At 71.6% G+C, this 23,945-nt stretch carries 20 protein-coding genes and 2 pseudogenes; 8 read left to right on the plus strand and 14 right to left on the minus strand.

Features of this window, described 5'->3' with window-relative positions:
- The first annotated feature begins 102 nt into the window (after positions 1-102).
- Complete coding sequence (locus FB465_RS03415; protein WP_145787474.1) at positions 103-435, plus strand: integrase; 333 nt, start codon at positions 103-105, stop codon at positions 433-435.
- A 217-nt stretch (positions 436-652) separates the two neighbouring features.
- On the opposite strand, the gene FB465_RS03420 is transcribed toward FB465_RS03415, so the two are convergent.
- The 3 genes from FB465_RS03420 to FB465_RS36605 form a co-directional block, all read right to left on the minus strand.
- Positions 653-1,090, minus strand: a complete 438-nt coding sequence (locus FB465_RS03420) for a cytochrome P450 (protein WP_170290489.1) — start codon at positions 1,088-1,090, stop codon at positions 653-655.
- 63 nt (positions 1,091-1,153) lie between these two features.
- Positions 1,154-1,477, minus strand: a complete 324-nt coding sequence (gene fdxA / locus FB465_RS03425) for a ferredoxin FdxA (protein WP_145787478.1) — start codon at positions 1,475-1,477, stop codon at positions 1,154-1,156.
- 147 nt (positions 1,478-1,624) lie between these two features.
- A complete protein-coding gene (locus FB465_RS36605) occupies positions 1,625-1,882 on the minus strand; it encodes a hypothetical protein (RefSeq protein WP_145787480.1) in 258 nt (85 codons plus the stop codon).
- On the opposite strand from FB465_RS36605, the pseudogene FB465_RS37840 reads away from it, so the two are divergent.
- The 5 genes and pseudogenes from FB465_RS37840 to FB465_RS37655 all read left to right on the plus strand — a co-directional run.
- Positions 1,883-1,993: pseudogene (locus FB465_RS37840) on the plus strand (LodA/GoxA family CTQ-dependent oxidase); the annotation flags it as partial.
- A 3-nt stretch (positions 1,994-1,996) separates the two neighbouring features.
- Positions 1,997-3,574 (plus strand): LodA/GoxA family CTQ-dependent oxidase, encoded by a 1,578-nt coding sequence (locus FB465_RS03435; protein ID WP_145787482.1) that lies wholly within the window; start codon positions 1,997-1,999, stop codon positions 3,572-3,574.
- 175 nt (positions 3,575-3,749) lie between these two features.
- Complete coding sequence (locus FB465_RS03440) at positions 3,750-4,646, plus strand: NAD(P)/FAD-dependent oxidoreductase (protein WP_170290491.1); 897 nt, start codon at positions 3,750-3,752, stop codon at positions 4,644-4,646.
- A gap of 602 nt (positions 4,647-5,248) precedes the next feature.
- The gene (locus tag FB465_RS03445) at positions 5,249-6,181 is read left to right on the plus strand and encodes a cupin domain-containing protein (RefSeq protein WP_145787486.1); all 933 of its coding nucleotides are present in this window, start codon (positions 5,249-5,251) and stop codon (positions 6,179-6,181) included.
- Between the two features lie 43 nt (positions 6,182-6,224).
- A complete protein-coding gene (locus FB465_RS37655) occupies positions 6,225-6,539 on the plus strand; it encodes a hypothetical protein (protein ID WP_211785712.1) in 315 nt (104 codons plus the stop codon).
- A 333-nt stretch (positions 6,540-6,872) separates the two neighbouring features.
- On the opposite strand, the gene FB465_RS03455 is transcribed toward FB465_RS37655, so the two are convergent.
- The 8 genes and pseudogenes from FB465_RS03455 to FB465_RS03490 form a co-directional block, all read right to left on the minus strand.
- Positions 6,873-7,271 (minus strand): PspA/IM30 family protein, encoded by a 399-nt coding sequence (locus FB465_RS03455; protein WP_211785713.1) that lies wholly within the window; start codon positions 7,269-7,271, stop codon positions 6,873-6,875.
- A pseudogene (locus FB465_RS03460) lies at positions 7,268-8,076 on the minus strand (IS5 family transposase). The gene FB465_RS03455 and the pseudogene FB465_RS03460 overlap by 4 nt, the downstream one beginning before the upstream one ends.
- 163 nt (positions 8,077-8,239) lie before the next feature.
- The gene (locus tag FB465_RS03465; protein WP_145787488.1) at positions 8,240-12,679 is read right to left on the minus strand and encodes a WXG100-like domain-containing protein; all 4,440 of its coding nucleotides are present in this window, start codon (positions 12,677-12,679) and stop codon (positions 8,240-8,242) included.
- Positions 12,680-12,682: 3 nt separating this feature from the next.
- Positions 12,683-13,684, minus strand: coding sequence for a hypothetical protein (locus FB465_RS03470; protein WP_145787489.1), 1,002 nt, complete (start codon positions 13,682-13,684; stop codon positions 12,683-12,685).
- 102 nt (positions 13,685-13,786) lie between these two features.
- The gene (locus tag FB465_RS35595) at positions 13,787-16,132 is read right to left on the minus strand and encodes a WXG100-like domain-containing protein (RefSeq protein WP_170290492.1); all 2,346 of its coding nucleotides are present in this window, start codon (positions 16,130-16,132) and stop codon (positions 13,787-13,789) included.
- A gap of 137 nt (positions 16,133-16,269) precedes the next feature.
- A complete protein-coding gene (locus FB465_RS03480) occupies positions 16,270-16,839 on the minus strand; it encodes a hypothetical protein (protein ID WP_145787491.1) in 570 nt (189 codons plus the stop codon).
- Between the two features lie 137 nt (positions 16,840-16,976).
- Positions 16,977-19,238 (minus strand): WD40 repeat domain-containing protein, encoded by a 2,262-nt coding sequence (locus FB465_RS03485; RefSeq protein WP_145787493.1) that lies wholly within the window; start codon positions 19,236-19,238, stop codon positions 16,977-16,979.
- Between the two features lie 63 nt (positions 19,239-19,301).
- Complete coding sequence (locus tag FB465_RS03490; protein ID WP_145787495.1) at positions 19,302-19,871, minus strand: GNAT family N-acetyltransferase; 570 nt, start codon at positions 19,869-19,871, stop codon at positions 19,302-19,304.
- Positions 19,872-20,412: 541 nt separating this feature from the next.
- On the opposite strand from FB465_RS03490, the gene FB465_RS03495 reads away from it, so the two are divergent.
- Entirely contained in the window at positions 20,413-20,910 is a 498-nt protein-coding gene (locus FB465_RS03495) for a DinB family protein (protein WP_145787497.1), read from the plus strand.
- Between the two features lie 227 nt (positions 20,911-21,137).
- Here FB465_RS03495 and FB465_RS03500 read toward each other — a convergent pair whose 3' ends face one another.
- The 3 genes from FB465_RS03500 to FB465_RS03510 form a co-directional block, all read right to left on the minus strand.
- Positions 21,138-21,281 (minus strand): hypothetical protein, encoded by a 144-nt coding sequence (locus tag FB465_RS03500; protein WP_211785714.1) that lies wholly within the window; start codon positions 21,279-21,281, stop codon positions 21,138-21,140.
- Positions 21,282-21,363: 82 nt separating this feature from the next.
- Positions 21,364-22,050 carry a ribonuclease H family protein gene (locus FB465_RS03505; RefSeq protein ID WP_145787498.1) on the minus strand — a complete coding sequence of 229 codons (687 nt, stop codon included), beginning with the start codon at positions 22,048-22,050 and terminating at the stop codon, positions 21,364-21,366.
- Positions 22,051-22,484: 434 nt separating this feature from the next.
- A complete protein-coding gene (locus tag FB465_RS03510; RefSeq protein WP_246192477.1) occupies positions 22,485-23,171 on the minus strand; it encodes a TetR/AcrR family transcriptional regulator in 687 nt (228 codons plus the stop codon).
- A gap of 299 nt (positions 23,172-23,470) precedes the next feature.
- Between FB465_RS03510 and FB465_RS03515 the strand changes: the two genes are divergently transcribed.
- Complete coding sequence (locus tag FB465_RS03515; protein WP_170290493.1) at positions 23,471-23,890, plus strand: MBL fold metallo-hydrolase; 420 nt, start codon at positions 23,471-23,473, stop codon at positions 23,888-23,890.
- Positions 23,891-23,945: the final 55 nt, after the last annotated feature.

The following is a 23,945-nucleotide window of genomic DNA, read 5'->3' on the forward strand; positions in this document are numbered from 1 at the left end:
AGCCGGAAGTCCTCTGACGCGCCACCTGCGCCGTTGGAAACTCATCGCTGCTGATCAAAGTAGGTCTGGCGCACCACCACTCCCTGCTGGAAGCCTGTTCGGGTGATCGTCTCACTGGTGTATCAGGTGGCGCGGAAGCTGCTCGCGGTCCCGGCGGTACTGCTGGGCCGGGACGCCACCGAGGACGCCGAACTGCTGGTGCTGCGGCGTGAGAACGCGGTGCTGCGCAGGCAGGTCACCGCGCCAGTGCGGTACGAGCCGGCGGACCGGCGGTGGTTCACGGCACTGTCCTCGCTGATCCCCCGGCACCAGTGGTTGCGGGTGTTTCCGGTGACACCTGGGACCCTTCTCGCGTGGCACCGCAGGCTGATCGCCCCGAAGACCATCGGCGGCGCGGGCGTCACCAATGACTCCATGCTCTCCATGGGGCGGTGAAGGCATGATTACAGCGCCGAAGCCCTACTTTGCACCGTTGGTCAGAGATAGGCGATCGCGGGATGTCGCACACTGGGCCGGACCGGCGATCGGCTGCTCCGGATCAGCGACGGCCAGAGAGATGCCCCGCTCAGCAGCCGTACCTCTGGGTGCAGCCGAGTCCACTCGTTGCTGTGACCGGTCGGGATGAGCCAGTAGAACCGGCCTCGTGGGGGTGTCACCATGCGACGAGTAGCGTCCGAAGTCCCCCTGTGATCTTGCTGTCGTCGGTGGGGAGTGTGGTGTGGGGTTCGTGCAGGTGAAGCCGAGGCAGTCGAGCCGGCAGATTCTCAATGACGGTCAGTAGTTCCAGCCGGGCCAGAGACGCCCCGATGCAGTGGAACTTGCCGTGTCCGAAGCCGATTTGCGGGTTGGGCGTGCGGGTGATGTCGAATCGGTCGGGGTCCGCGAAGACTGACTCGTCCCGGTTTGCCGATTGGAAGGAGAAGACCACCAGGTCGCCGGCCCGGATATGGACGCCTTCGAAGTCCACACCCTCGAGTGCGTAGCGCGGAATCCAGCTCCCGCCCGGGACAGCGAAGCGCAGGATCTCCTCGACCGCGCCCGGAGCCAGCGCCTGATCCCGGCTCAGGGCCTGGCACTGGCCAGGGTGCAAGAGAAGCGCGCCGGAGTCCCGGCGACGAACCCCCCTCTGGACCCGACAAGACCTCCGGGCCAGCTAGCGCTTCAGGTACCGGCGCTTGCCGCTCACTCCATTCCACTTGTCAGCATCCGGAAGCGCGTCTTGCGGCTGAGTGATAGCAGGCCACTGGGATGCCAGCTCGCTATTGAGCCGGATGAACTCGTACTTGTCCGCGGGTAGGTCTTCCTCCGCGAAGATCGCTTCGACCGGGCACTCCGCAACGCATGTCCCGTCATCGGTGCACTCGTCAGGGTCAATCACCAGCATGTTCGGACCCTGCCGGAAGGCGTCCGTCGGGCAGACAGCCGCGCAGTCCGTGTACTTGCATCTGATGCAGGCGTCAGTCACCACGTATGTCATCGGGGTAGCTCCTTGCCGAGAGGTGCGACTACACGCCCCCCTCTCTGTAATTTACTGATTACAGTAAGCTACTTTTCTGCTCCCCGCCCTGCGGCTCACCCGACCAAAGGGCCTCGGCGGTCACCCGATGAACACGTAGCAGCCCCATCAGGCCCCCACCACCATGTGCCTCCATGAACCGGCCAGCCGGTGCGAAGCCGAGCCATGGAGCCACTGGTCACCTGGACGCCGCTCGTCGTCGAAGAAGAGGCTGACCATCGACCCCGGCGACATGAGAATCAGCGGTCGCGGCCAGTCGCTCCCGCCCAAGGATGGAGAGATCACCTTCCGCAAGCCGGGGCCGGCGAGCAGACGAAGAAGAAGGGGATTCGCCTGGGTGAGGTCAAGACCGACAACGACGGCCATCTGCTGGTCCTGGGCGGGCGGGGAGGGGCCGGCTCACCGTACCAACTTGACTTCAACTACTTTGACAGCGACGGCTGGTGGGACGACACTTCGGACGGTCCGGTTGAGGCCGTCGTGACGATCAGAAACAGAACCACGCCCCTACCCGTTCAGCGGGCCTGGGTGGTCGTGACCCCGCCCAAGTACTCCCCGGAGCTGGACACCGTGGTGACGCTCTGGGACCGGCTGCTGGACTTCTTCGCGCGCCCGGACGACGTGACCTGGATGCGCCCCTCCTACACTCGGGACATCCAGCCCATCCTTCAGCGCGCCCGAAGGATGGGGGCGGTGCACGCGGGCGCCAACGGCAACCACGCCGGCTGGCCGGAGCCGATGTACGGCTTCTACCACCGTCGCAAGATCGCCAGCTGGCTCACCGGCGACAAGAAGATGCCGGTGATGAGCCAACCTCGCGATCTCAAGGACGGTCACCTGACCAACCTCCAGATGGCCGCCCTGCAGAAGTGGCAAGCCGGCGACTTCGACCGTGACTGGCCCAGCACGCCGCCGCCGGAGGCGAAGATCACACCCGACGGCCTCGACCGGGCCGCGCTGGAGGCCTGCGTGGGCGCGTCCTTCGGCCCCGGGATCGAGGCCGGGCGCCATCTTCTCAAGTCGAACATGTGGGCCGACCCGGACAAGCGGGACTTCCGGTTCAGCTCCCGGGTCCAAGCCGGCGATCTCACCGCCCGGATGTGCATCCCGTGGCACTCCGACTTCAAGTGGTGCGCCGGCGACTGGTGGCCCGTCCCCCGACCGGTCGACGTCATCCCCGCGGGCGCGGCGCCGCCGGACTACCAGGACTGGGATCGTGGCGTGGCCAACACCAAAGCCATGGTGGATGATTGGCGCAAGCTCGGCTTCGTCGTGGCCGACCGGAACGGGCGCTACCGGGAGGTGGAGCGCGCTACCCGCTGGACGGTCACGCCGGAGCTGCTCGCCGACGGTCAGTGGACCACGACGGTCCCCGGCCCCGGAACCGCCACGGACGGACAGGCCGACGTCCGGCAGCCGGCCGAGCAGCTCACCGGGGTGGACCTGGCAAGCTACGGACGCGGCCAACTCCCGCCAGGGCAGGAGCATGTGTGGCCGATCCTGCTGACCGACGAGGACCGCTCCATCGAGGTGACCGTCCGGGCCGCCCAACCGCAGGCACTGTCCGTGGGCGTGGTCACCCCCTACGGGCCCGAGGTCGCCGACGACGACCCCCATCTCACCGGCACCGTCTTCGACGACCGGCTGGAGCTGCAGATCGCACTGCCGGTCGAGGTGTGGCCGCAGCGCTTCACCCACGCGGGCCGCTGGGAGATTCGGATCAGCACCCCCGAAGCGACCACGACCACGGCCTACCAGCTCACGGTGGCAACCGAGTCGGACATCCGGATCGGGGAAGCCGCAGTCCGGCGAGACTCCGCCTGCAACCTGACCGTTGCCACCGACCTCGGCGAGCGCGAGATCCAGGAGGCTGTGGCCGTGCTGGCCGCGGACGGCAGCGAGGTGCCGTTGCAGCTCACCGGCCCGGGTGGCTTCAGTGGGCAGGCCGACACGGCGGGAGCCGAGGGGTCGCCCCTGCGGCTGCGGGTGATCGGGGACTCCCGGTGCGGCAACCCCTTCATCCGGGAGCGGTTCCTGACCCCCGGCGGGAACGGGTGAGCCGCACCGACCATGTGGTCGTCGTCGGGGGTGGCCCCTCCGGCGCGGTGGTCGCCTGGTACCTGGCCACCGCCGGCGCGGCCGGCGTCCTGGCGGACGACGGCCGCGCGCCGTGGCGGTCGGTGGGCCAGCAGTTGTCGCCCTCCGCGCTGACGGTCCTCGGCCGGATCGGGTCGTGGACAGGTTGGCCACCGTCTCGACCCCGGTCTACGAGGCCCGCAGCGCCTGGGCCGAACCGACCGTGGACCACCGTTCGAGCCTGCTCAACCGCTACGGTCCGCCCCTGGCCGTGGACCGTGCCGCACTGGACGAGTTGCTGCGCGAGGCGGCCCGCGAAGCAGGTGTACGCCTGGTACGCGCCCACGCGAAGCCGGTGGCCGGGCCGGACGGCGGGTGGTTGGTGCCCGGTCTCGAGAACCCCGTCCCGGTGGTCGTCGACGCCACCGGCACGGCCCGGGCCGTCTCACGCGCCCGACTCCGCTGGCACGGTGTGGACCGGCTGCGCTACACCATCTGGCAAACCCGTCCCGCCGATCGACTGCCCCAGCCCTGGTCACTGGTCGAGGCCGCGCCCGACGGCTGGTGGTACAGCGCGCCGACGCCCGGCAGCGAGCGATTGACGGTCATGCAGGTCCAGGACACCGCCGGGCGGGCGCCGCAGCTACCGCCGCCCCGCACCTCCGAGCGCCTGGCGCACCGTTCGCTGCCGCGGCCGGCCGCACAGCGGGTCGCCGTGGTGGGTTGCGCCGGTCCGCCCTGGACGGCGGGCCTGGTCGCAGTGGGGGACGCAGCGCTCTCCGTCGACCCGCTTTCCTCCTCCGGGCTACGGCACGCCCTTGAGCTGGCCGGCCCCGCCTCCGAGGCCGCGCTCGGCTTGCTGCACGGCGACGAACGGCCGGCCGACGACTACGCGCGTGCGGTGCGGCACGCGTTTCTCAAGCACCTGGCCGACCGTCAGTTCTTCCATGCGGCCGCGACCCGCTACCAGACTGCCGCCTTCTGGAGCCACCGGTCAGACCTCGAGCACATGCGCCTCGCCGACGCGCAGAGCGGGCACCGCAGCGGGGTGTGATCCAGCGCCGGCCGGGAGGGGCCGGTCGGCGAGCTCTTCCCGGGTCGGACGGGCGCCCGCGCGGTGCGGAGGCCCCTTCAGGCCACGCACCAGCCGGAGTCGCAACGGCTGCCCGCCGCTTCCTCCCGCGGCGCCGACCCTGGCGTGGTCTCCTGCGAGGGCTTCCTGGATCGTGGACGCCCGGCCGGAGTATTTGCGGTCGCCAGGAATGCCCGCGGAGTAGAGCGTGCCGCGGTCAACCCCCCCCCCAGGGGCTCAGGCCGTTCTCGCGCATCACCGCTCAACTGGCCACCGGGGCGGCCTCCCCAGGTCATGTCGCGGACTGAATGTGCGATTCGACCGAAGGTCACCCACTCAGTCGCGTGTCTCGCCATTCGCGGGCGGAGTCACTCGTCTGGGGGATTTCCTGGATTTCTGGTGGATATCGGTGGAGCGATTCGGCGATGGCTGGAAGGTTTCTGCGATGACGGTTCAGCTCGGCCGTTAGGCCCAGCTGTACGGCATTGACGGATCGGGTCGACTGAGAGGATACGAACTACTCGGAGAAGCGACACAGGAATAGTCGCACCGGTAGGAACAACCCCGACGGAGGGAGTGTCTCAATGTCTGTCCAAGAAGACCGGTCAAAGAGCACGGCGAAAGAAGTGAACGGCAAGCGGCAGCCGTTCCACATCACGAAGGAGGAGGACCGGCAGCTGCGTATCAAGGGGGATCGCCTCTCCCCGGCGCTGGTCATCACCCAGCCGTCGTCGTTCGACGAGTACGCCCGACAGCTCATGGTTCCCCCTGCGATCATGGACCTGGCCCGCAAGGCGGCAAACATCCGGCTGTCCGCGTGGGAGATCGAGGCCATGCGCAAGCATCTCGAACCCGTCGGCCCGGTCACTGCCGATCTGCCCGGCAACGAGCTCGGGCTGCTGCGCCGGATCCTTCTGGCCAAGGCCGCCGACGACAAGACGCACCCTCCGTACATCCGCGTGGCGTGCACCGGCCGGGGGGTGTACGACAAGTGGGCCACGGAGTTCGACTACGTGCGGGACCTCGGAATCGAACCGGGTGACGCGGGTTCCCCGGTGGTCCTGGAGATCTGGCCGGCCCAGCACTACTCACCGATCCACTCGCACGGCCACACCACCGGAATCGTCTACTGCCTGGCCGGCCAGCTCGATGTGATGGCCTACGACAATCTGGCCTGGGACGCCCCCAAGCGGGGGCTGGTCACCCTGACCCCTGGGCAGTGCGCTTGGCTGGCCGGTGACAAGTTCGCCGTGCACAAGGTCTACTGCCCGATGGACGGCGACAACGGACCCACGGGCCCGCAGTACATGAGCGACACCTCGGAGTTCGCGGCCAGCTTCCACGTGTACCTGAACGAGAACGAACTCTCGATGGACTCGTACACGGCAGCCGACCTCGGCCGCGACACGTTCCACTACATCGACGAGATCGACCACAAGAAGAAGGAGTTCACGACATATTCGGACCTCTCCTGGAACGTGCTCCGGAAGGTGCTCGCGGACACCGCGCTGGACTAGGCACTACATCGACGCGCCGTGGTCGGTGACGACCATCAGCCAGGTGCAGTTCTGGGACGTCCGGGAATTTCCGGCCGACTACGGGGACGGCACGGCGGTCTTCCTGTCGGTGTGCGTCTCCGAGTGGAACACGCCGGGAATCCTGTACGGGAAGGCCGCCAGGGAGTGCACCCGCGAAGAGGTGGTGCACGAGGCCCGGGCCCAGTGCAAGGACGCGCTCAACGACACCGGCAAGGCGGTGCTGAACGTCGACGCGGATCTGCACTCCTGGTGCATCGACCCCGCCGTCACCGGCCTCGGCGGCCACACGCCACGCAACCGTGAGCAGCTGCTCGTCCACCCCACCGGCACCCTGTAGAACCGCCCCACCGCAACCGCACTCCCCAACTTCTTCCTCGCCGGGGGCTATGCGCGGACGGATGTGGACCTCGCCACGATGGTGGCGCCGACGAGTCGGTACGGCGAGCGCTCAACGCCCTGCTCGACGCGGACGGTTCACAAGCCGAGCGCCACCGGATCTGGAGCCTGTACCGGCCATCGGAGTTCGACCACCACACGATGGTCCGCCACTACACGCATCCCGAGGAGGTCGCGGCGGGCACTCCGGCCTTCATGTCAGGAGTCTCCGGCCGAGCCCCTCTGGCCGCAGATGAGGCCTCGAATCCGGACAGCGGAGCGGTCTCAGAGGGCGTTAAGCCTGTTTCTGACAGAGGCCGCGTCCGGGTTGGGTGAGGAAGCCTTGGCGGACGAGGCGTCCGAGTCGGGAGCGGGTGACGTTCATGGCCGGGTCGTCGGTGGGCATGCCGAGGTGTTCGTGCAGGTCGCGGACGCGGAATGCCTGGTCGGGGTGCTGGTTGAAGGCGTTCAGGATGTCCTGGTAGGCGGTGGACGGTTCGGGCGGCGTGGGCTCGGCACTGGTCCGCGTGATCTCCTGGACGATCTTCCGGGTCGTGTCCAGCTCGATGAGGCGGGCTTCGGCCTCGGTGAGCTCGGTGGCGAGGCGTTCGATCTGTCGGCGCAGGTCGTCGGCGCGGGCGGTGGACTGGTCGTGCTGGTCCCGCAAGTCTTCGAGGAGTTCGGCGACGTTCACGCGGCCACCGTGAAGTCGGCCGCCCTGGGGGTGTCGCGCCAGGCCGGGGAGGGTGCTGTGAGGCGGCGGGTCATGTTCGCGGTGGCCTCCCAGTGGACGCGGGAGGCGGCATTGTCGGGCCGGTGGTCGTACTCGCGCGCCAGTCGCCGGTGGAGCATCAGGGTGCCGTTGACCTGCTCCACCACCCAACGCTCGGGTAGCGCGACGAAGCCTTTGCCCTTGTCGGCGGGGTTGCGGATCACGGTCTCGACGGTGATGCCGAGCAGCGCACCGCGGATGATGGTCTCGTCCTTGAAGCCCTGGTCCACCAGGGCTTTCTCCACGCGGTTCCGCACCGCTCGGCCGCCTGGGTCAGCAGGGCGACGCCGGCGGCGTTGTCGTGAGCGGAGGCGGCGAGCACGGCGACCCCGATGATCAGGCACAGCACGTCGACCACGAGCCCACGCTTGCGGCCCTGTGTCTTCTTGCCCGCGTCCAGCCCCGTCGTGGTCCTCGGGACCCCGGCCGCCGCACGGACGGACTGGGTGTCGACGATCACAAGGGACGGGTCCTCTAATCGCTTGGCCCTCTCCCGTACCTGGCAACGCAGGAGTTCCTGGATCCGCTGGTCAAGGCCGTCCTGACGCCACAGCGTGTAGTAGTAGAACACCGCAGACCCCGCCGGCAGGTCAGGCGGGAGATAGCGCCACTGGCAGCCCGTCCGGTTCTGGTAGAAAATCGCGTTCACGACCTCCCGCAGATCACAGGACCCCGGAGCCCCAGTAGCCGACCGCGCCACCCGCTCCTGCTTCCACGATTCGATCATCGGCCTGACCAGTTCCCACCGCCCATCCGTCACGTCGCTCGGGATATGCCTGTCTCCCCATGCGCCGCAGAACATCACCCAACCCCCGACCGGCCCGTTAGTACGACCGGCGTTCACACGAACGAGCGATCACGAACCATAGATAGACGGACTTAACGCCCTCTTAAAACGACATGTCGACATCCATGTCCGAGCTGCCCTCCTGGGTGGCCTGACTCGGCTCCGGCTCCGGCTCCGTCGCGCCCTGGGTCCGGAACTTCTCGATCAGGCGGTACCCCTCGGCGTACGACGCCTTGTCACCCGCGCCGTAGCCGTACTTGGCGGGCGCGTAGTCGCCGCCGTAGGTGTCCTGCAGAGCCTTCAGAACGTTCCGGGCCTCCGTCGGGGTCAGCTTGCGGTTCTGGCCGAAGTACGTACCGAGCTGCTGCTCGATATTGGTCTTCCGGTCCTTCTTGCTGCTGCCCTGCGGGGGCTGGACCTCCTGCTGGATCTGGTTCATCAGTTCCTGGCGGGCCTGCTGCTGACGGACGTGCTCGGCGTTGATCGCCTCGACCATCCGGCGGGCCTCGGGGGAGCCGCCGGAGCCCAGTTGGGTACGGTCGAGTGACGGGTAGAGCGTCTCGGCGACATACGGCCTGGTGTTCCAGAGCGAGCTCTGCTTGTCGAGGATGTGCCCCGCCGAGGCCTCCGCCGTGATGTCGATCCAGCCCAGCTCCGTCTTCACCCCGGTCACCGGATCCGTCCGCGTGATCACCAGGTCCGGCCGGGTGGAGCCGTGCGTCACCTGAGTCTCGACCCTGACGTCCGGCGGCAGGTGGGGCGCGATGTCGGCGGAGATCAGTTTGGTCGTCATCGACTCGACCGCATAGCCGAACTGGGCCGGGAACCACCCTTCGAGCTCGGCCCGGCGCTCCGGTGTCGTCGCCGGGTTGACCCACTCGTTGTAGTTGTTCACCCAGTTCCTGGTGTGGCCGTCGAGCGCCGGAACGGAGGCGGGATCCGCGAGCGCAATCCCGGCCGCCACCTGCACCTTCTGGTCGATTTGGGTCGCGATCTGCTCGACCATCTGCTTGTCGTGCGGAGGCAGGGTTTCCCCGGCGACGTGGACGGAGAGGACACCGAACTTCGCCGCGTCCGACTCGAACAGGCCGTGGTCGAACTCGCCGTGGATCGTCTCCTCGTGCGGTCCGGACGTCGAGGCCCAGACGTGGTTGCCCTCGGCCCACTCGCCGGGGAGCTTGCCGGGCTCGGCCTCCCAGGTCTTGTGGGTGCTCGGGTCGGCCCACATCATCTTGCCGTCCTGGCCGTGGATCAGCGCCAGCGCGTGGCCCTCCTCCCCCGGCTTGCCGAACAGCACCGTCGAGAAGGTGCCCGGACCGGCCTCGTGGACCTGCTCCAGCAGGGAGTCCACCCCGTGCTGGTCCACCCCGTGCTGGAACGGCGCGTCGTGGCGCTTGAGCAGCGTCCAGGCCGGTGACTCCTCCGGCCGGCCGTGGAACGGCTGGCCGGCCGGCCGCGGGCGGCCGTAGTGCGTGTCGCGCAACGCCTCGGTCGACTCCAGGCAGCTGTGGAGGTTGTCGCCGTCGACCGCCCCCTTGTGCGGGTTCACGGCTTCGAGCAGCTCGGGCGTCGGCTTCGGGAACTTGCCCTCACCGGTACCGGCGAGATGCTCCTGCAGCGCTTCGAACTGCTCTCGCGTCGGCGGTTCGAGGCCGCGGTCACGCAGCACGGCCTCGGTGTTCTCGTACGAGGGCGTGCGCTGCCGCTTGGCCGGCGGGGCGCCGTCCTCGGTCCGCCCGCCGTCGTCGTGCGGCCGCTTCCGGCCGCTGCCGGGCTGCTCCTCGTGGGGCGTCTGCTCCCCACCGGGGCGGCCGTGCGGCGCCTGCTCGTGCGGCGTCTGCTCGTGCGGCGCCTGCTCGTGGGCGGACTGCTCGTGCGACGGGGGGAACGCCTCGTCGTGCGAGCGCTTGGCTCCGCTGCTCTGCGGAGCGGACCGCTCGGTCGCGGGGCGCGGCTGGGTACCGGCGTGCTCCGACGGCCGGACCGGTCCGAAGCGCATACCGGACCCGCCCGGCTCGACCGGACCGCGCGAACGCGGCTGGGCGATCGGCCGGTTGGCACCGGGCCCCTCGTGTGACGCGGTGGACGGACCGGACCGCGGCGGCGGAGCGGTGTGACCGGACGATCCGCCGTGTCCGGCCGAGGCGCCCATGCCGGGCATTCCCGGCATGGCGGGCGGCGCCGAGGCCGCCGAGGAGTCGGCGGGCCTGGGCGTCGGGACGACGTCGTCTGCCGCGGGCGCGCGGTCCGCGGCCGACGACGGACGTGTGCCGCCGGGACCGGCCGCGAGGTGCAGCCCCTCAGGCGGCGCGTCGGAGTGAGCGGTGGATGACTCCCGGCCGGCTCCGGAGCCACCCGAGTGCCCGGAGCCGCCGGAGTGCGGGGAACCGCCGCCGGAGTGGCCACCCCCGGCCGCCCCTCCCCCGGACGGCATGTGCAGTCCGGGGGTCGGGGGTATCCCGGCGCCGCTGGTCTCGTGGTGCGGGGCGGCGTCGGGCGTCACCGCATGCGGAACGGGCCCGGTCGTCGTCTGCGAAGCCCCGTCGCGCGGAGGGGGCTCCGACCCGCCGGCCGTGACGGGCTCGGCGCGGACAGGAGCGGGCCCGTGGGCGGCACCGCCCTGCGGCGGCACCGTACCCGACGCCCCGTCGGCCGGCGGACGGACCGGAGTCCCGCCACCGGCCACCGGGTGGGTCGGGTCGTTCCCGTGACCACCTGTCGAGCCGCTGGTCCCCTCGTGGGTGGGCGCAGGCGTCGGCGCACTCTCGTGCGACGGCGTCGGCACAGCCCCGGTCTCATGCGTCGGCGCCGGCACGGGCCCGGCCTCGTGCGACGGCGCCGGTACAGGACCGGCCTCGTGCGACGGAGTCGGCACGGGCGCACCCTCATGCGCGGGCGCAGGCGTCGGCGCACCCTCGTGCACCGAAGGCGCAGCGCCCTCCCGGCCACCGGCCGTCGGCGAACCACCCTCATGCGCGGGCGCAGGCGTCGGCGCACCCTCGTGCACCGAAGGCGCAGCGCCCTCCCGGCCACCGGCCGTCGGCGAACCACCCTCATGCGCGGGCGCAGGCGTCGGCGCACTCTCGTGCGAGGCCGGGCCGGTCGGGCCGCCGCCGTGCTCGGCCGGCGGCATGCCACCGCCCACCGGGCCGCGCGAGCCGGTCCCGGCGGACTCGTGGCCGGTCGGGGCCGGGGCACCGCCCTGGTGCGGAACCGGCGGACCCGTCTCCCCGTGCGCCACCGGCGACGGACCGCCGGAGGTGCCGTGGGTCGAGGGGGCGTCGTCGCCCGTGCGGGAGCCGCCGGAGGAGTGCGGAGCGGACGGGCCGGACGCGATGTCCGGCGAACCCGATCCTGCTGGCGTGTGGCTTCCGCCCGTCTGCCGGTCGGAGCCGAACGGCACCAGGCCCTTCGGGCCGCCCGAACCGCCCGAACCGCCGGAACCGCCCGAATCGCCGGTGTGCCCGGGCGCAGCCGTACCCGTGCTCCTCTCGGAGCCCCCGGGCCCGCGGTAGCTGCCGCCGGACCCGCCCTCGTGGCCGCCGCCCGCGCCGCCGCTGCCGCCGCCGAAGACCGGAGCGCCGTCGGTGCCGGGGTGCAGGCCGCCGCCTCCGCCCGGTGTGCCGGTGTGCGGGATCTCGCCGGGCGGCCCGTTGAAGTGCGAGCGGGCCGCCGCGGCTCCCGCGTGGGCGCCGACCGCTCCGGCGCCGCCCATGCCGGAGCCGAGCAGGCTGCCGCCGTCGACCTTGCCGGTGGTGATGAGCTGGGTCGCGACGTCCGTTCCGACGCCGGTCGCGGCGCCGTGGAGCATCTTGCCGCCGGTGGTCTCCATGATGTGGCCGAGGCCGGCCTTGCCCGCGGCCGAGCCGAGGCCCTTGCCGATGAGGTTCCCGGACGCACCGGCCACGGCACCGCCGAGCGCGTTCTGCCCGAACTCCTTGGCGTCGAAGCTCTTACGGTGTCCTTCCATCATCTCGATGCCCTGGGCCATGGCGTTGATGGCGGCCATCTGGACGGCCTGCTTGATCGCGTGCTCCAGGGCCTCCTGCAGCAGCTTCTTGAGGACCTGCTGCACGACCGTGCGGCTGATGCCGACCTCGATCGGGATCTGCGCCAGCGAAACACCGGCAGTGAACGGTGCTTCGGCCTCCGCCGTGGCCACCTCGAAGGCCAGGATGCCCAGTTGGGCGATGATCTGGATCTTCGCAGTCTCGGCCGAGTTGGCCATGCCCTCCAGCATGTCGCCCATGCCCTTGCAGGCCTCGACCATGCCGGGAAGGAATCCAGGGTCCTGCTGGGTGCCCTTACCGACGGTGTACTGCTCCCAGTGCTTCTCCAACGCCTCGGACGCGACGCCCTGCTGGCCGTCCAACGCCCGCTTCAGGGCCGCGTCGGCGGACTGTCCGGCGTCATTCAGGCGCTCGGCGGCCTTGCGCCAGTGATCGGCCATCTCGCGCAGTGCATCCTCGTCGGCCTCGGGCCAACGGGTGCCCGCGAGCAGCATGAGAACCCACTGCAGGGGCTCAGGTAGCTCGACTGCCATGGGTCAGTGCCTTCCGGTGATGTGCGGCCGGGACTGTGCGATTCCGCTCAGCGTGGCGTTGGGCAGGATCGGCGCCGTGGGGGCGGCGGACGAGGCCCCGGCGGCCGGGGACCAGTAGGTGCCCTGGGTCGCCTGCAACTCGCTGTCCTGGCCGGTCATGTCGCCGGACAGCACGGTCTCGGTGCCCTCGTAGTTCTCGGCCATCGCCTTCAGGCCGTCGGCGATGTACTTGAGGCCCTTGGGAAGGCCCGCGAGGCCCTTGAGGGTGTCCTCGCTGTACTTCAGGTAGCCCTTCTCGCCCTCGGCGAACTTCTTGCCCGACTCGTCGTCCCCCCAGGGCTTTCCCGCCTGCATTCCGGAGAGGAAGCTGCTGAGGCTCGTGCTGAGTTCGGCGATCTGGTCGGACGCGGCGAGGACGGGAGCGATGGCCGCCCGGTACTGCTCGGGAGAGACCTTGAAACCCGAGCCCGCCGAGGCGGGGCCTCCGCCGGACTGCGACGCCGCGGCGCGCTTCTCCACGGGCTGCCCGGAGGTGGCGCGCAGCGCTGCGGTCGTGGGCTGCAGACCCGTCCCGGCGGACACCGTCCCGAACCGCGGCCGCGCCAACGCGTCGGCGGCCGTCCGGGTGGCCGTCAACGGCTCACCGTCCTGCAGCCGCGGCTCCGCCATCGTCACGGGGCTCGCGTCCTGCAGCCGACGCTCGGACTCGACCGGCATCGCGTGCAGCCGCGGCTCCGCCATCGTCACAGGGCTCACGTCCCGCAGCCGCGGCTCCGCCGCCGTCACGGGGCTCGCGTCCTGCAGCCGACGCTCGGACTCGACCGGCATCGCGTGCAGCTGAGGCTCCGCCATCGTCACAGGGCTCGCGTCCCGCAGCCGCGGCTCCGCCGCCGTCTCCATCCGCAGGAGCGGCTCCGAGTCCACCGACATGGCCCGCAACCGCTCGTGGGCGGGGACCGCCGTCGTCTCTGCGGCACGGAATTCCGTGCCCACTTCCTCATCCATGGAGTTTCCACATCGACGTGTTCGGGATCCCGGTCCGCGGACCGGCTGACTGCGGCGTACGCCTAAGGCGCCCCGCTCGGTGGCCGTCGTACGACAGCCGGGTCATCGTCGGGCGCCGGGCCGGGCCGCCGGGGCCTGCCCGGCCGGGCTCTGACCGGTGCCGTCGGTGTTCTCGAAGGCGCCGGCGGAGGCCAGCCGGGAGAGCGCGTCCCGGAGGAAGCTGCTCGGCACCTGGTATCCGCCCTCCTCGCGGAGGGGCGGGCGGGCGGCCGTGGCGGCGTCGCCGGAGCCTCCGGCGGCCGGGGCGGCGGTCCCCGAGGAGCTTCCGCCCTCCGGGGCGCCGGACCGCCGGGCCGCGACGGAGCGGGCCCGGTCGAGGTACGCCTCGTCGGTCGCCTCCCCGGGTCCGTCACCGGATACCGCGCGTCCCTCGGACGGCCGGGCGCCGCCGCCCGTGCCGCCCGCCGTGGCGGCGGGTGACGTGCCGTCACCGGTCGCGGTGCCGGTTCCGCCGGAGTCCGGCCCGTCGCCGGCGGCCTGCGGGCCGAGGAGTGCGCCGGCCAGCTGGGTGAGCAGGGTGTTCTCGGGGGACGCCTGGCCGTCGTCCGGCGTGGCGTTGGCGACGGCCGGCGGCGGTGTCCGGTCCCCGACCTGTTCGTCGCCCCGGGCGCCGTCCAGCCACCGCTGGCGCATCCGCTGCCACTGGCGGTCGCCTGTCCGTGCCTCGGTGGCCTTGCCGTGCACGCCGGAGTCGGTCGCCAACGGCTCGTCCTCGTCGTCGAGTTCGGCACCGAATCGGGTCGGCCGGAGGAACTTGTTGGCACCCTTCGTCCGTCCGGCGCCGCCACCTGCCCCGCCGCCGCCCATGTGGCCCAGACCCGAGGCGCCCGCGACGCCCGGGCGGGCGGACGACGTGCCGCCCGCCGCGGCGCCGCCTGCCATGCCGGACCGCGCGGCTGTCTGGCTACTGCCGAGGCCGCTGCCGGTGCGGCCGCCCGCCTCCGCAGCGGCCGCGGCCGTGGCGGAACGTGACGGCATTCCACCGCCCAGGCCGCCACCACCCAGCCCGCCGCCGCCGAGACCGCCCACCGTGCCCTTGCCCTTGCCCGGAAGGACGCCTGCGCCGCCCAGCCCGGGTATCGACGCACCGCCCGCGCCCCCGGCGCCGCCGACGCGGCCGCCACCGAGGCCCCTGAGGCTGCCGGGGGTGCTGCCGGCACTGCCTGCCACTCCGCCGAGGGTGCCCCCGCCGAGGCCGCCGAACGGGGAGCTCGCTCCGCCGGCCGGGCCCGCGGTCCAGGGGGCCAGCGCGGAGGAGCCGCCGTGTGGGGCGGATCCGGGTGCGGATCCGGGAGCGGATCCGGGAGCGGATCCGGGTGCGGATCCGGGAGCGGATCCGGGTGCGGATCCGGGTATCGAGCCGGTGAGACCTGCCAGGCCGAGGCCCGGCGAGTTCGGCTTGAGCGGGCGGAAGACCGGCCGGCCCGCGTCGTCGCAGGTACCGGAGCCCGAGCCGGAGCCGAGGCCGATCTGCGGGGGCTGGTACGGCCTGAGCGATCCGGTGGCCGGCCCACGCGCAGCTCCGCCGCCCCCGCCGCCGCCCCCGCCGCCGCCACTGCCGCCGCCGAAGCCGCCGGGAATGCCGAAGCCGCCCGCGCCACCGGGGCCTCCTGAGGCGAGCGGGCGGCCGTCGGGCCCGAGCGCCGCCCCGCCCACCGCCGGGTCGCCGGGCAGCCCGTTCAGGGCCCCGGGGGCGTCGGTGGCCGCGACCGAGTCCAGCCCGACCATCTGTGCGGTCATCGGCGAGGCGGGCATGCCGGGGGCGCTCATCGTCGTGGGGCGGGCCTGCACGGTGCCGGGCGCGGTCGTGCCCGAACCGCTGCCACCGCCCAGGACGCAGACCTGGCCCGCGCTCGTCATCCGCTCGACGTGGCCCGCGTTCTGGCGGAGCATCGAGTCCACGCCTGAGCCGACCTGGCCGACGTAGGTGTGGTACATGTCCGCGGCCTGCCGGACACCCTCGGACTGGGCGACGTCGTCGCCCTTGCCCGCCGGGTTGTTGTCGATGTAGTCCTTCGCGTATTGGAGTTCGCGGACCATCTCGGTCTTGGTCTGGGTGACCGCGGTGGTGGCCCCGCGCAGCGACTGGGCGACCGCGACCCCGGCGTCGAGGGTGGTCGCCGCGTGGGAGTCTTCGCGCCCGGCGTACTTCTGGAGGTACTCCTGATAGCTGTCGGCCGCCTCCCCCTCCATGTTCTCCCGGGCCTGCTGGGCCCCGGCGACGATGGCCGGGATCCTCGTCCTGGCAGCCTCGTTCCAGGCGTCCCACGCGGCGGCCAGTTCGGCGAGCAGGCCCTCGTCGGCGTTGGGGAAGGCGATGTCCGCCCCGTGCTCGTTGCTCTGCACGACCTTGAGCACTTCGGCAAGGTCCGGCGGCAGCTCGATCATGGCGCGTCACCTTCTTCAATGGACTGCCCGGGGGGACATCCGGGAGGTCGGCGGCCGTGCGCGCGACACGGCCGCCGGGGCGGAGGCGGGAGGCGGGAGCCTCGGGGAGGCCCTGTGAACGGGCCTCGGACGGGACGTCAGATCAACTGCCGGCCCCCACCGGGCCCGGCGTGGGACTGCGGGTCCGGCCTGGGGTGGTTGTACTCGAGCGTGGGTGCGGCGGGCGCCTGGTAGAGCGGCTCCGCCGGGTCGGGTGCCGGGGGCGACGACGCCGGGACGTTCACGACCGGGGCGGTCCGGGCCGTCGTCATCGAGGCCGGGACAGCCTGGACCGTCCCCGTCCCCGTCCCCGTCCCCGGCGTCGCGGAGACGCCCGTGATCGCCTGGAGTGCGGTGGCCTGCTGCTCGTCGGTGGCGCGGTGGTTCCGGCAGACCGTCTGGAGGTTGTCCGCCAGCTTGGCCGAGTTCTGGAGGAACTGGCGGATGCCCTGGAGCACCTGCTGCTGGTGGTCGGCGAGGCCGCCGACCGAGGACGACGAACCGCTCAACGCCCTGCCGAGCGCGTCCGTGCCGTAAACCGACGGCCGGATCTGGCGTACCGCCGCCTCCAGGCGCGCGGCCGGCGCCTCCAGGTCGTCGAGCAGCCCCTGGATCTGTTTGGCTGACGCCTCGACCACGTCGAGCTCGATCCGGACGATACCGGTCACTCTTCCCCACCCCCACACGTCCTCCCGTCGGTTGCCCGCGCGGGAATCTCTGACGATACGTCATCAGTGGTACATACCAGTTAACACCGGATGATATGTACATCACATGACAATCTGTGATGGAACGTCACAGATCCCTACAGGGCGCGCACCCCGTCCGGCCCGACCACGTGCAGTCCGGCGTCGCCGAACGCGATCGCCAGCGGCATCTGGTCCAGCTCGGCCTCGTTCAGCAGGGTGCCGCTGGCCAGGTGCCAGAGACGCAGGGTGCCCCGCTCGTCACCGGCCGCGAGCAGCAGTTCCCCGTCCAGGTTCTGACCCGCCATCGACAGCACCGCCGCGTCACCGCCGGCCAGCTCCGTGACCCGCCTGCCGTCGTGGACCTCCCAGACCATGACGGAGCCGTCCGCACTCCCGGCCGCCAGCACGGGACGTCCCGCGAGCTCCGCGAAGGCCAGCACTCGGGCCGTCTGCGACAGCCCCTCGCACACCGGACCGGCCTGGCCGCTGCCGCCGTGCCAGAGCCGGACGGTGCAGTCGTGGCCGGCGGTGGCGAGCAGCCGGTGTCCGCCCGCCTCGCCGACGGTCAGCGCGGCCACACCGCCCTCGTGCGCGGTCAGCGTGAACAGCGGGACGCCGCGCAGCGCGTCCCGCACCCGCACGGTGCCGTCCTGCCCGGCCGAGACCACCACCGGGCTGTCCCCGGGGGCGAAGGCCAGGCCCGTGACCGGACCGGCGTGCGGGGTCGGAAGAGCCACGGCGGCGCCGCTGCCGAGCGCGTGGCAGCGGACGGATCCGGCAGCGGTGCCGCAGACCAGCACCGGGCCGTCCACACCCTCGTGGGCCACCGCGAGCGAGGTGACCGGGCCGCCATCCGCAGCCAGCGTGTACAGCTCCGCCCGGGTGTCGAGCGCCCACAGGCGCAGCGCGCCGTCGCCGTACCCGGCGGCGACCACGGGCCTGCCGTCAAGGTCGGCGACCGCCACGGCGTTGACCGGCGCCGGCCGGGCCGGCCCGGACTCCGGCGCGCAGCCGCCGAGCGCGGTCCCGTCGGCCGGGGCCCAGAAGGACACCCGCCCGCTCTCCTCACCGACCGCGAGCAGCGGCCCGCCGTCGTCGTCGGCCACCGCGAGCGAGGTCAGCCAACCGTCACCGGCCGGCCAGCCGTGCAGGGCGGCCCCGGTGTAGACGTCCCAGGTGCGGACGGTTCCGTCCAGAGCGCAGGAGGCGAGCACCGGGCGGTCGTCCAGGTCCAGGAAGGCGAGGCCCGTCACGGTGGCGGTGTGGCCGTCGAGCTCGGCCACCGGCGCGCCGGTGGCGAGGTCCCAGAGGCGGATCCGGCGGTCCTCGCCGGCCGAGGCGAGCACCGCCTGGTCGCCGAGGCCGAGGACGGCGAGTGCGGTGACCCGGTCGGTGTGGCCCACCAGCAGGTGCAGTTGCTCCCCCGAGGCGACGTCCCAGACCCGGACCACGGCGTCGTCGCCCGCGGCGGCGAGCAGTTCGAGCCCGGCGCACCGCGCGAAGCGCAGTACGGCGGCGCCGCGGGCCGCGACCGACATGGCGCCCAGCGCCCGTCCGTCGTCCGCCCGGACCGCGCGGACGTCCCCCGCCCGTCCGGCCGAGAAGACCAGCGGTACGCCCTGGACGGTGCCCGCGGCCACCGCCTGGGCGCCCTCACCGCCGGAGGTTCCGTGGAGCGCCGCTCCGCTGACGGCGTCCCAGACCTGGACCGCGCCGTCCTCGCCGCCGACGGCGAACACCTCGCGCTCCCCGGCGGTGCCGAGGGCGACGGCCGTCGGCAGCACCCCGGAGTCCTCGCCGGACCCGCCCAGGGGCTCCGTCCCGTCCAGTGCGGCGAGCCCGAAGGACCGGCCCTGTTCGGCCAACGCGTACGCGGGGCGCCCGCGTACCGTCCCGATGGCCGCCCGGGAGCGCTCGGGGCTCGGCTCCGACGCGCGCTCGGGTGCACCGCCGCGGACCACTCCGCTCGGCAGCCGGGCGGGGTCGGCGGGGGCGAGGACCTGGGCCGCCGCGGCGGTCAGCACCGCCGCCGCCTCGGGGACGGGGTGGGCCGTGCCGTCGGTCCAGACGGCGTCCCCGGCGGCGGACAGGCCGGCGACGGTGAGCCGGCGGTCCGCCGGGCGGGCCGGCGCCGGGGCGGGGTCGGGGCCCGGTACCGCCGTGCGCAGGGCGGGCAGCAGTCGGGCGAGCACGGCCGGGTCGAGCACGCCCTGGCGGGCCTCGCGGCGTCCTGCGGCGGTCCGGGTGACCCGGAACGTCCCGTCGGGGGTGAGCCACAGGTCGGTCCGGCCGTCCTCCCGGCCCTCGACCAACCGAAGACCGGGGGTTCCGGCCCGGTCACCGGCGGCCGTCTCCGGCCGTCCGTCGATTCCCGACATTCGGGTCCTCCCCTGAAAGCGTGTGAGATGCAAGACATGCCCCCGAATAGTGCTGACGATGCGTCAGCACAGTTCCTCGGGAAAGAGCGTCGCGTACACGGCGTCGTGCAGCGCGTAGTTCCGTGAGCCGCGGAAGGCGCCGGGCCGGTGGCCGACCCGGCGGAAGCCGATGAAGGCCCCCACCACCTGCACCGGCATGTTGTCCGCGGCGGCGTAGGCGTCGATCCGGCGCAGCTCCAGCTGCTCGAAGCCGAACCGGCAGACCAGCCGGAGCGCAGCGGCCGCCACCCGGAGGCTGCGGGCCTCCGGCAGCAGCCAGACGGACACCTCGGCGGTGCCCTGGTCGGGTCTGAGGTCGACGAGTTCGGCCCAGCCGACGGCCGGTCCGCCGTCGAGGACCACCGCGAAGTGGGCCGCCTGGTCACGCGCCCACAGCCGGGGAGGGACATCGGCGATCCAGCGCGCCGCCGACTCCCGGTCGGGGTGGGGGAAGACGGCCTGCATGAACTCACGCACCAGTGGGTCGTGGGTCCCGGCGAGCAGGGTGTCGGCGTCCTCGTCGCACGGACGGCGGATCAGCACGTCGCCGTCCGCGAGGCGCGGCACCGCCCCCAGCGAACTCAACAGACGCATTGCCCCACCCCACCCCGGTTGACGGGGATGAGTCCCCACCCGCCTTCTAGGCGCGATGATGGTCTCTCAGGGGCGTTCGATGCCACCGTCCCTGACGGTTCGCGACCAATGTCACACTATGGCTCCGCATGGAACCGTTTGGCACCGAGGTAAGTCACGACGTCCCCGGCGCCGGGCAGGTCGGGGAGGCAGCCGTCAACGCCGGCGTTCCTGATCGCGTGGTTGCTGTCTTCCCCGCGCAGGCGGGGATCAGCCCATGAACGGCATTCTCCAGTGCGCTCTGGTCGCGTCCTCCCCGCGAGCGCGGGGGTATTCCTATCCGCGAGCACGTCCCGTTCCGCCTCGGCGCGTCGGCCCCGCGCTCCCGGGGATGAGCCCCGTGCGCGCCTGCCGTTGACGGCGAGGTGGTGTGGGGCGTCAGCTTTCCTGGTCGCCGCAAACCTCTTCCAGCAGTGGGTGGCCGGCAGCAGCCGGTCGTCGTCGGCGCAGGTCAGCCGCCAAGATCCGACTGCCGCGCGCCTCTCGCTGTCATGATGGTCCGATGGGCGACCAGAAGAGGTTCGGACCTCCGCGGGTGGCCGATGAGCGTGCCACGCTGACCGGCTTCCTTCAGCGCCAGCGTGACACGCTGGCCATGGCATGCGCGGGGCTCACCGCCGAGCAGCTCAGGGAGAGGGCCCTGCGGCCCTCGGGCTTGTCCCTGCTCGGCCTTCTCCGGCACATGGCCGACGTCGAGCGGACCTGGTTCCGGAACGTGTTGAACGGCGAGAACAGCAACGCGCACTGGCCCCGAAGCGACGGCGGCGCTTTCGACGTCGACACCGCGGACCCGGCCGAGGCGTTCGAGATCTGGCACGAGGAGTGCGCCCGATCCCGCGACATCGTGGACAACGCCGAGTCCCTCGACGTCACCGGCCGGTACCGGGACGACGTCTTCTCGCTCCGCTACATCCTCACCCACATGATCGAGGAGTACGCGCGGCACAACGGCCAGGCCGACCTCCTGCGCGAGCACATCGACGGAACCGCCGAACGGTGACCGGTTACGCATCGTGGCGACGCAGGACAGACCGCCGGCTGCGGCCCGACCCCTTGCCGTCGCGCATGCCCACTGCCGTACGTTGAACGTTGCGCGGCATCGCAGCAGATCCAGCCAGGTGACGTACTTCCGGCATCGGCCGGGAGCATCCCTCCGGCCCGATACCCTTCGTGGACGGGGGCGCCCCTCGCTCGCGATGCGGGGCAGGCACGGCCTAACTCCTCCGGCTATGTCTTCCACCTCGTGGGACAGCCGATCTCGGCGATGTCCTCGGCCAGGTCCGCGAGGGTCAGCTCGGCGTTGAGGGCATGGACCACGTCATCGGTGAGCGGCCGCAGCGCACAGACGTACCGGACGGTGTCCAGGACCACCGGCACCTCGTAGTAGTCGCCGGCGAAGCTCGCGTACGCCTCCGGAGATCGGTCTACGAGGAGCCTGGCGTCGATCCCCTGTTCAGGCGTGAGCGCCCGCGCACTGCGGGTGTCCCCAGCTGTTACCCACCTTGGTGATCGTGTCGCCCTTCGCGTAGGGGCGGGCGCACGGGCACGTGCCGGCGTAGCGCGCGGACAGCGTCCGCGAACCGCCCGAGGTACTCCTCTTCGTCGCGGACGAGGAGGAGGGGCGTCCGGCACGCGGTGAGGAGCTCGGAGCCGGGTCGGGCACGGGGAGGTTGGCAGCAGTCCCGCCGGCGCCCTCCTGGGTGCGGGCGGCGTCGCTGGCGGCCTTGTCGGCAATGGCGTTCAGCGGATCGCCGTTCACCTGGTGGGCGGGAACGTACACGAAGGTGACGTCCCGCCCCTCCAGGAGCGCGTCGATGCGCTGGATCAGTTCGCGGTTGGCCACCGGCTTTCCGGCAGCGGTCTTCCAATCGTTGCGCTTCCATCCCACCAGCCACTTCGTCACCGCGTCGCGGGTGTACGTGCTGTCCAGGCGCACCTCCAGCGGTGCGGCGGGATCCGTCGCTGCCAGCAGCTGCTGCAACGCCGTCAGCTCGCCGACGTTGTTGGTGCTGTGTCCAAGTGCACCGGCCTGCCAGCGCTGAGGAGCCCCGGCGCTGTCCGCGACCACGTAGGCCCAGGCCGCTGGGCCCGGGTTGCCTTTGGCTGCTCCGTCGCAAGCTGCAATGACTCGTTCGACCATGCACCGATCATGCCAGGGCGCGGCAGGCACGGGCCAAGACCGGGATGGGCGACCCGTGGCGGTGCCGTCAGGGTAGAGCCGGAGACCTGGTAGGCGCTCTCGTAAACCCTCCCCTATGACCTCCCCCTCCGCGTGGAAAGGGAATGCGGCCAGCAGGTCGAGGAGGCGGCGCGCCACCTGGTCCAGGACGACGGCGCTGGCCCCGTCGAGCCACTGCGCGTCGTCCAGCACCATGAGGGTGGGCCTGGCGTGCGAAAGGGCCGTCACCAGGGACGCCGTCCTGGTGGCATCGCGGTCCGGACGCTTGACTTGCGGGATGGACGACGACGCGCGGGATCTCGGTCAGGAAGTCACCGAGCCACCTCGCGCAGAAGTAGGTCGCACCGGCCGAATGTCCACCGCCCTCCGCAGGGGCCCGCATCAGGCCCGACCCCTCACACTCCGGGCGTGGTCCCCAAGGCCACGTCCAGCAGGATCTCGGCGGCTCGCCGGGCATCCGTGAACACCTGCGCGTCGTTGCAGGAGGCTGCCAGCGCATTGGCACCCTCGAAGATCACGGCGATTTGCCTGCCGAGACTCTCCGGATCGGCTGCTCCGGCCTCAGCAGCGGTGGCCACCAGGCGATCGCGGAAAGCTTGCTTGTGCCGCTGCGCCAGGTCGACGACCTCCGGTAGCTCTCCGGCGCCCTCGACGACGGCGTTGTGGAAAGGACATCCGCGGAAGAGCGTCGGCGAGTCGCCCTCAAGGGGAGCGAACATCGCCAACAGTCGCTGGGCCGGGGTCAAGTCGCCGCGTTCCAGCTCTGCTTCAGCGGCGATCGGCTTCTCCGACTCGAACCGGCGAAGATACTCCTCCACCAGCGCGTTCTTCGTCGGGAAGTGCACATAGAAGGTCCGAGGCGAGACGTGCGCGGCCTCGATGAGTGCCGCCACGCCGGTGGCGTGGATACCACGTGTGTAGAAGAGCTCCTCCGCGGCGTGCAGGATGCGCTGACGCGCGCCGCGCCCGCCGCGGGCCGTCCCGGTGGTTGATGCAGGTGTCCCCATACCCATAAGTATAGCGATCGCTTTACATCGGCCGTGAAGGAGAGTAGCTTCGACGTCAGGTAAAGCGATCGCCATACCTGGCGGTCCTCGGTGGTCCTCGGTGGCACACTGCCGGCTCCTGCCCGTCCGAGCATCGATCACTGCTCCCGCGGGGCCGACCCTGAAGGGACGCTCCCATGACTCGGTCCTACGCGGCTGCTCAAGCATTTCCGGGGCAACCTCGACTATTGGGATCCGGCGCTGGTCGACGCCCTGGCCCAGGGCAGGCGCGTCATCGCCTGATCCTCCCGCGGCACTCCCACCTGCCGGCCGGGCTCATCCCCTGACGACCACACCAACTGCCCGACCACATGAACTGATTGACGGGAGACGTCATGTCCACCAACACCAGCACCGCCATCGGCTACGACGTGTTCGTAGCGGACCCGCAGCCGATGAACGGCACCGAGTCGCTGCCCAACGGACAGCCCCGCGTCTTCCAGCCCATCGCGGTCACCCTGATCCATGGCCGGCGGGACGCCGTGCTCGTCGACCCTCCCCTGACCCGCGAGCAGGCGGAGAAGGTCGGAGACTGGGTCGAGGCGAGCGGGAAGCGGCTGACCCACATCGCCGCCACGCACGGGCACGGTGACCACTGGTTCACCGCTGCGGTGCTCGCCGAGCGCTTCGGCGCCCAGGTGGTCACTTCTGCCGGCGCCATCGCGCAGATGCACAACAACGTGTATGCCCGGGAGGTGCTCTGGCACGTGCTGTGGCCGAACCAGATCCCCCCGTCCCCAAGGGACGTCGCATGAGCATGGCGTACGTCTTCCCCACCGCACGCAGGCGCAGCGCGCAGCAAGTCGGGGC

The sequence above is a fragment of the Kitasatospora atroaurantiaca genome (assembly GCF_007828955.1).
GTDB lineage: Bacteria > Actinomycetota > Actinomycetes > Streptomycetales > Streptomycetaceae > Kitasatospora > Kitasatospora atroaurantiaca.

Coding starts and splice junctions, on each gene's coding strand:
- FB465_RS03465 (WP_145787488.1), bottom strand. CDS start 12,679: ATGGCAGTCGAGCTACCTGAGCCCCTGCAGTGGGTTCTCATGCTGCTC.
- FB465_RS03510 (WP_246192477.1), bottom strand. CDS start 23,171: ATGGCGATCGCTTTACCTGACGTCGAAGCTACTCTCCTTCACGGCCGA.
- FB465_RS03515 (WP_170290493.1), top strand. CDS start 23,471: ATGTCCACCAACACCAGCACCGCCATCGGCTACGACGTGTTCGTAGCG.
- FB465_RS35595 (WP_170290492.1), bottom strand. CDS start 16,132: ATGATCGAGCTGCCGCCGGACCTTGCCGAAGTGCTCAAGGTCGTGCAG.
- FB465_RS03490 (WP_145787495.1), bottom strand. CDS start 19,871: ATGCGTCTGTTGAGTTCGCTGGGGGCGGTGCCGCGCCTCGCGGACGGC.
- fdxA (WP_145787478.1), bottom strand. CDS start 1,477: ATGACATACGTGGTGACTGACGCCTGCATCAGATGCAAGTACACGGAC.
- FB465_RS03445 (WP_145787486.1), top strand. CDS start 5,249: ATGTCTGTCCAAGAAGACCGGTCAAAGAGCACGGCGAAAGAAGTGAAC.
- FB465_RS03505 (WP_145787498.1), bottom strand. CDS start 22,050: ATGGTCGAACGAGTCATTGCAGCTTGCGACGGAGCAGCCAAAGGCAAC.
- FB465_RS03495 (WP_145787497.1), top strand. CDS start 20,413: ATGGGCGACCAGAAGAGGTTCGGACCTCCGCGGGTGGCCGATGAGCGT.
- FB465_RS03470 (WP_145787489.1), bottom strand. CDS start 13,684: ATGGATGAGGAAGTGGGCACGGAATTCCGTGCCGCAGAGACGACGGCG.
- FB465_RS03485 (WP_145787493.1), bottom strand. CDS start 19,238: ATGTCGGGAATCGACGGACGGCCGGAGACGGCCGCCGGTGACCGGGCC.
- FB465_RS36605 (WP_145787480.1), bottom strand. CDS start 1,882: ATGGCCGTCGTTGTCGGTCTTGACCTCACCCAGGCGAATCCCCTTCTT.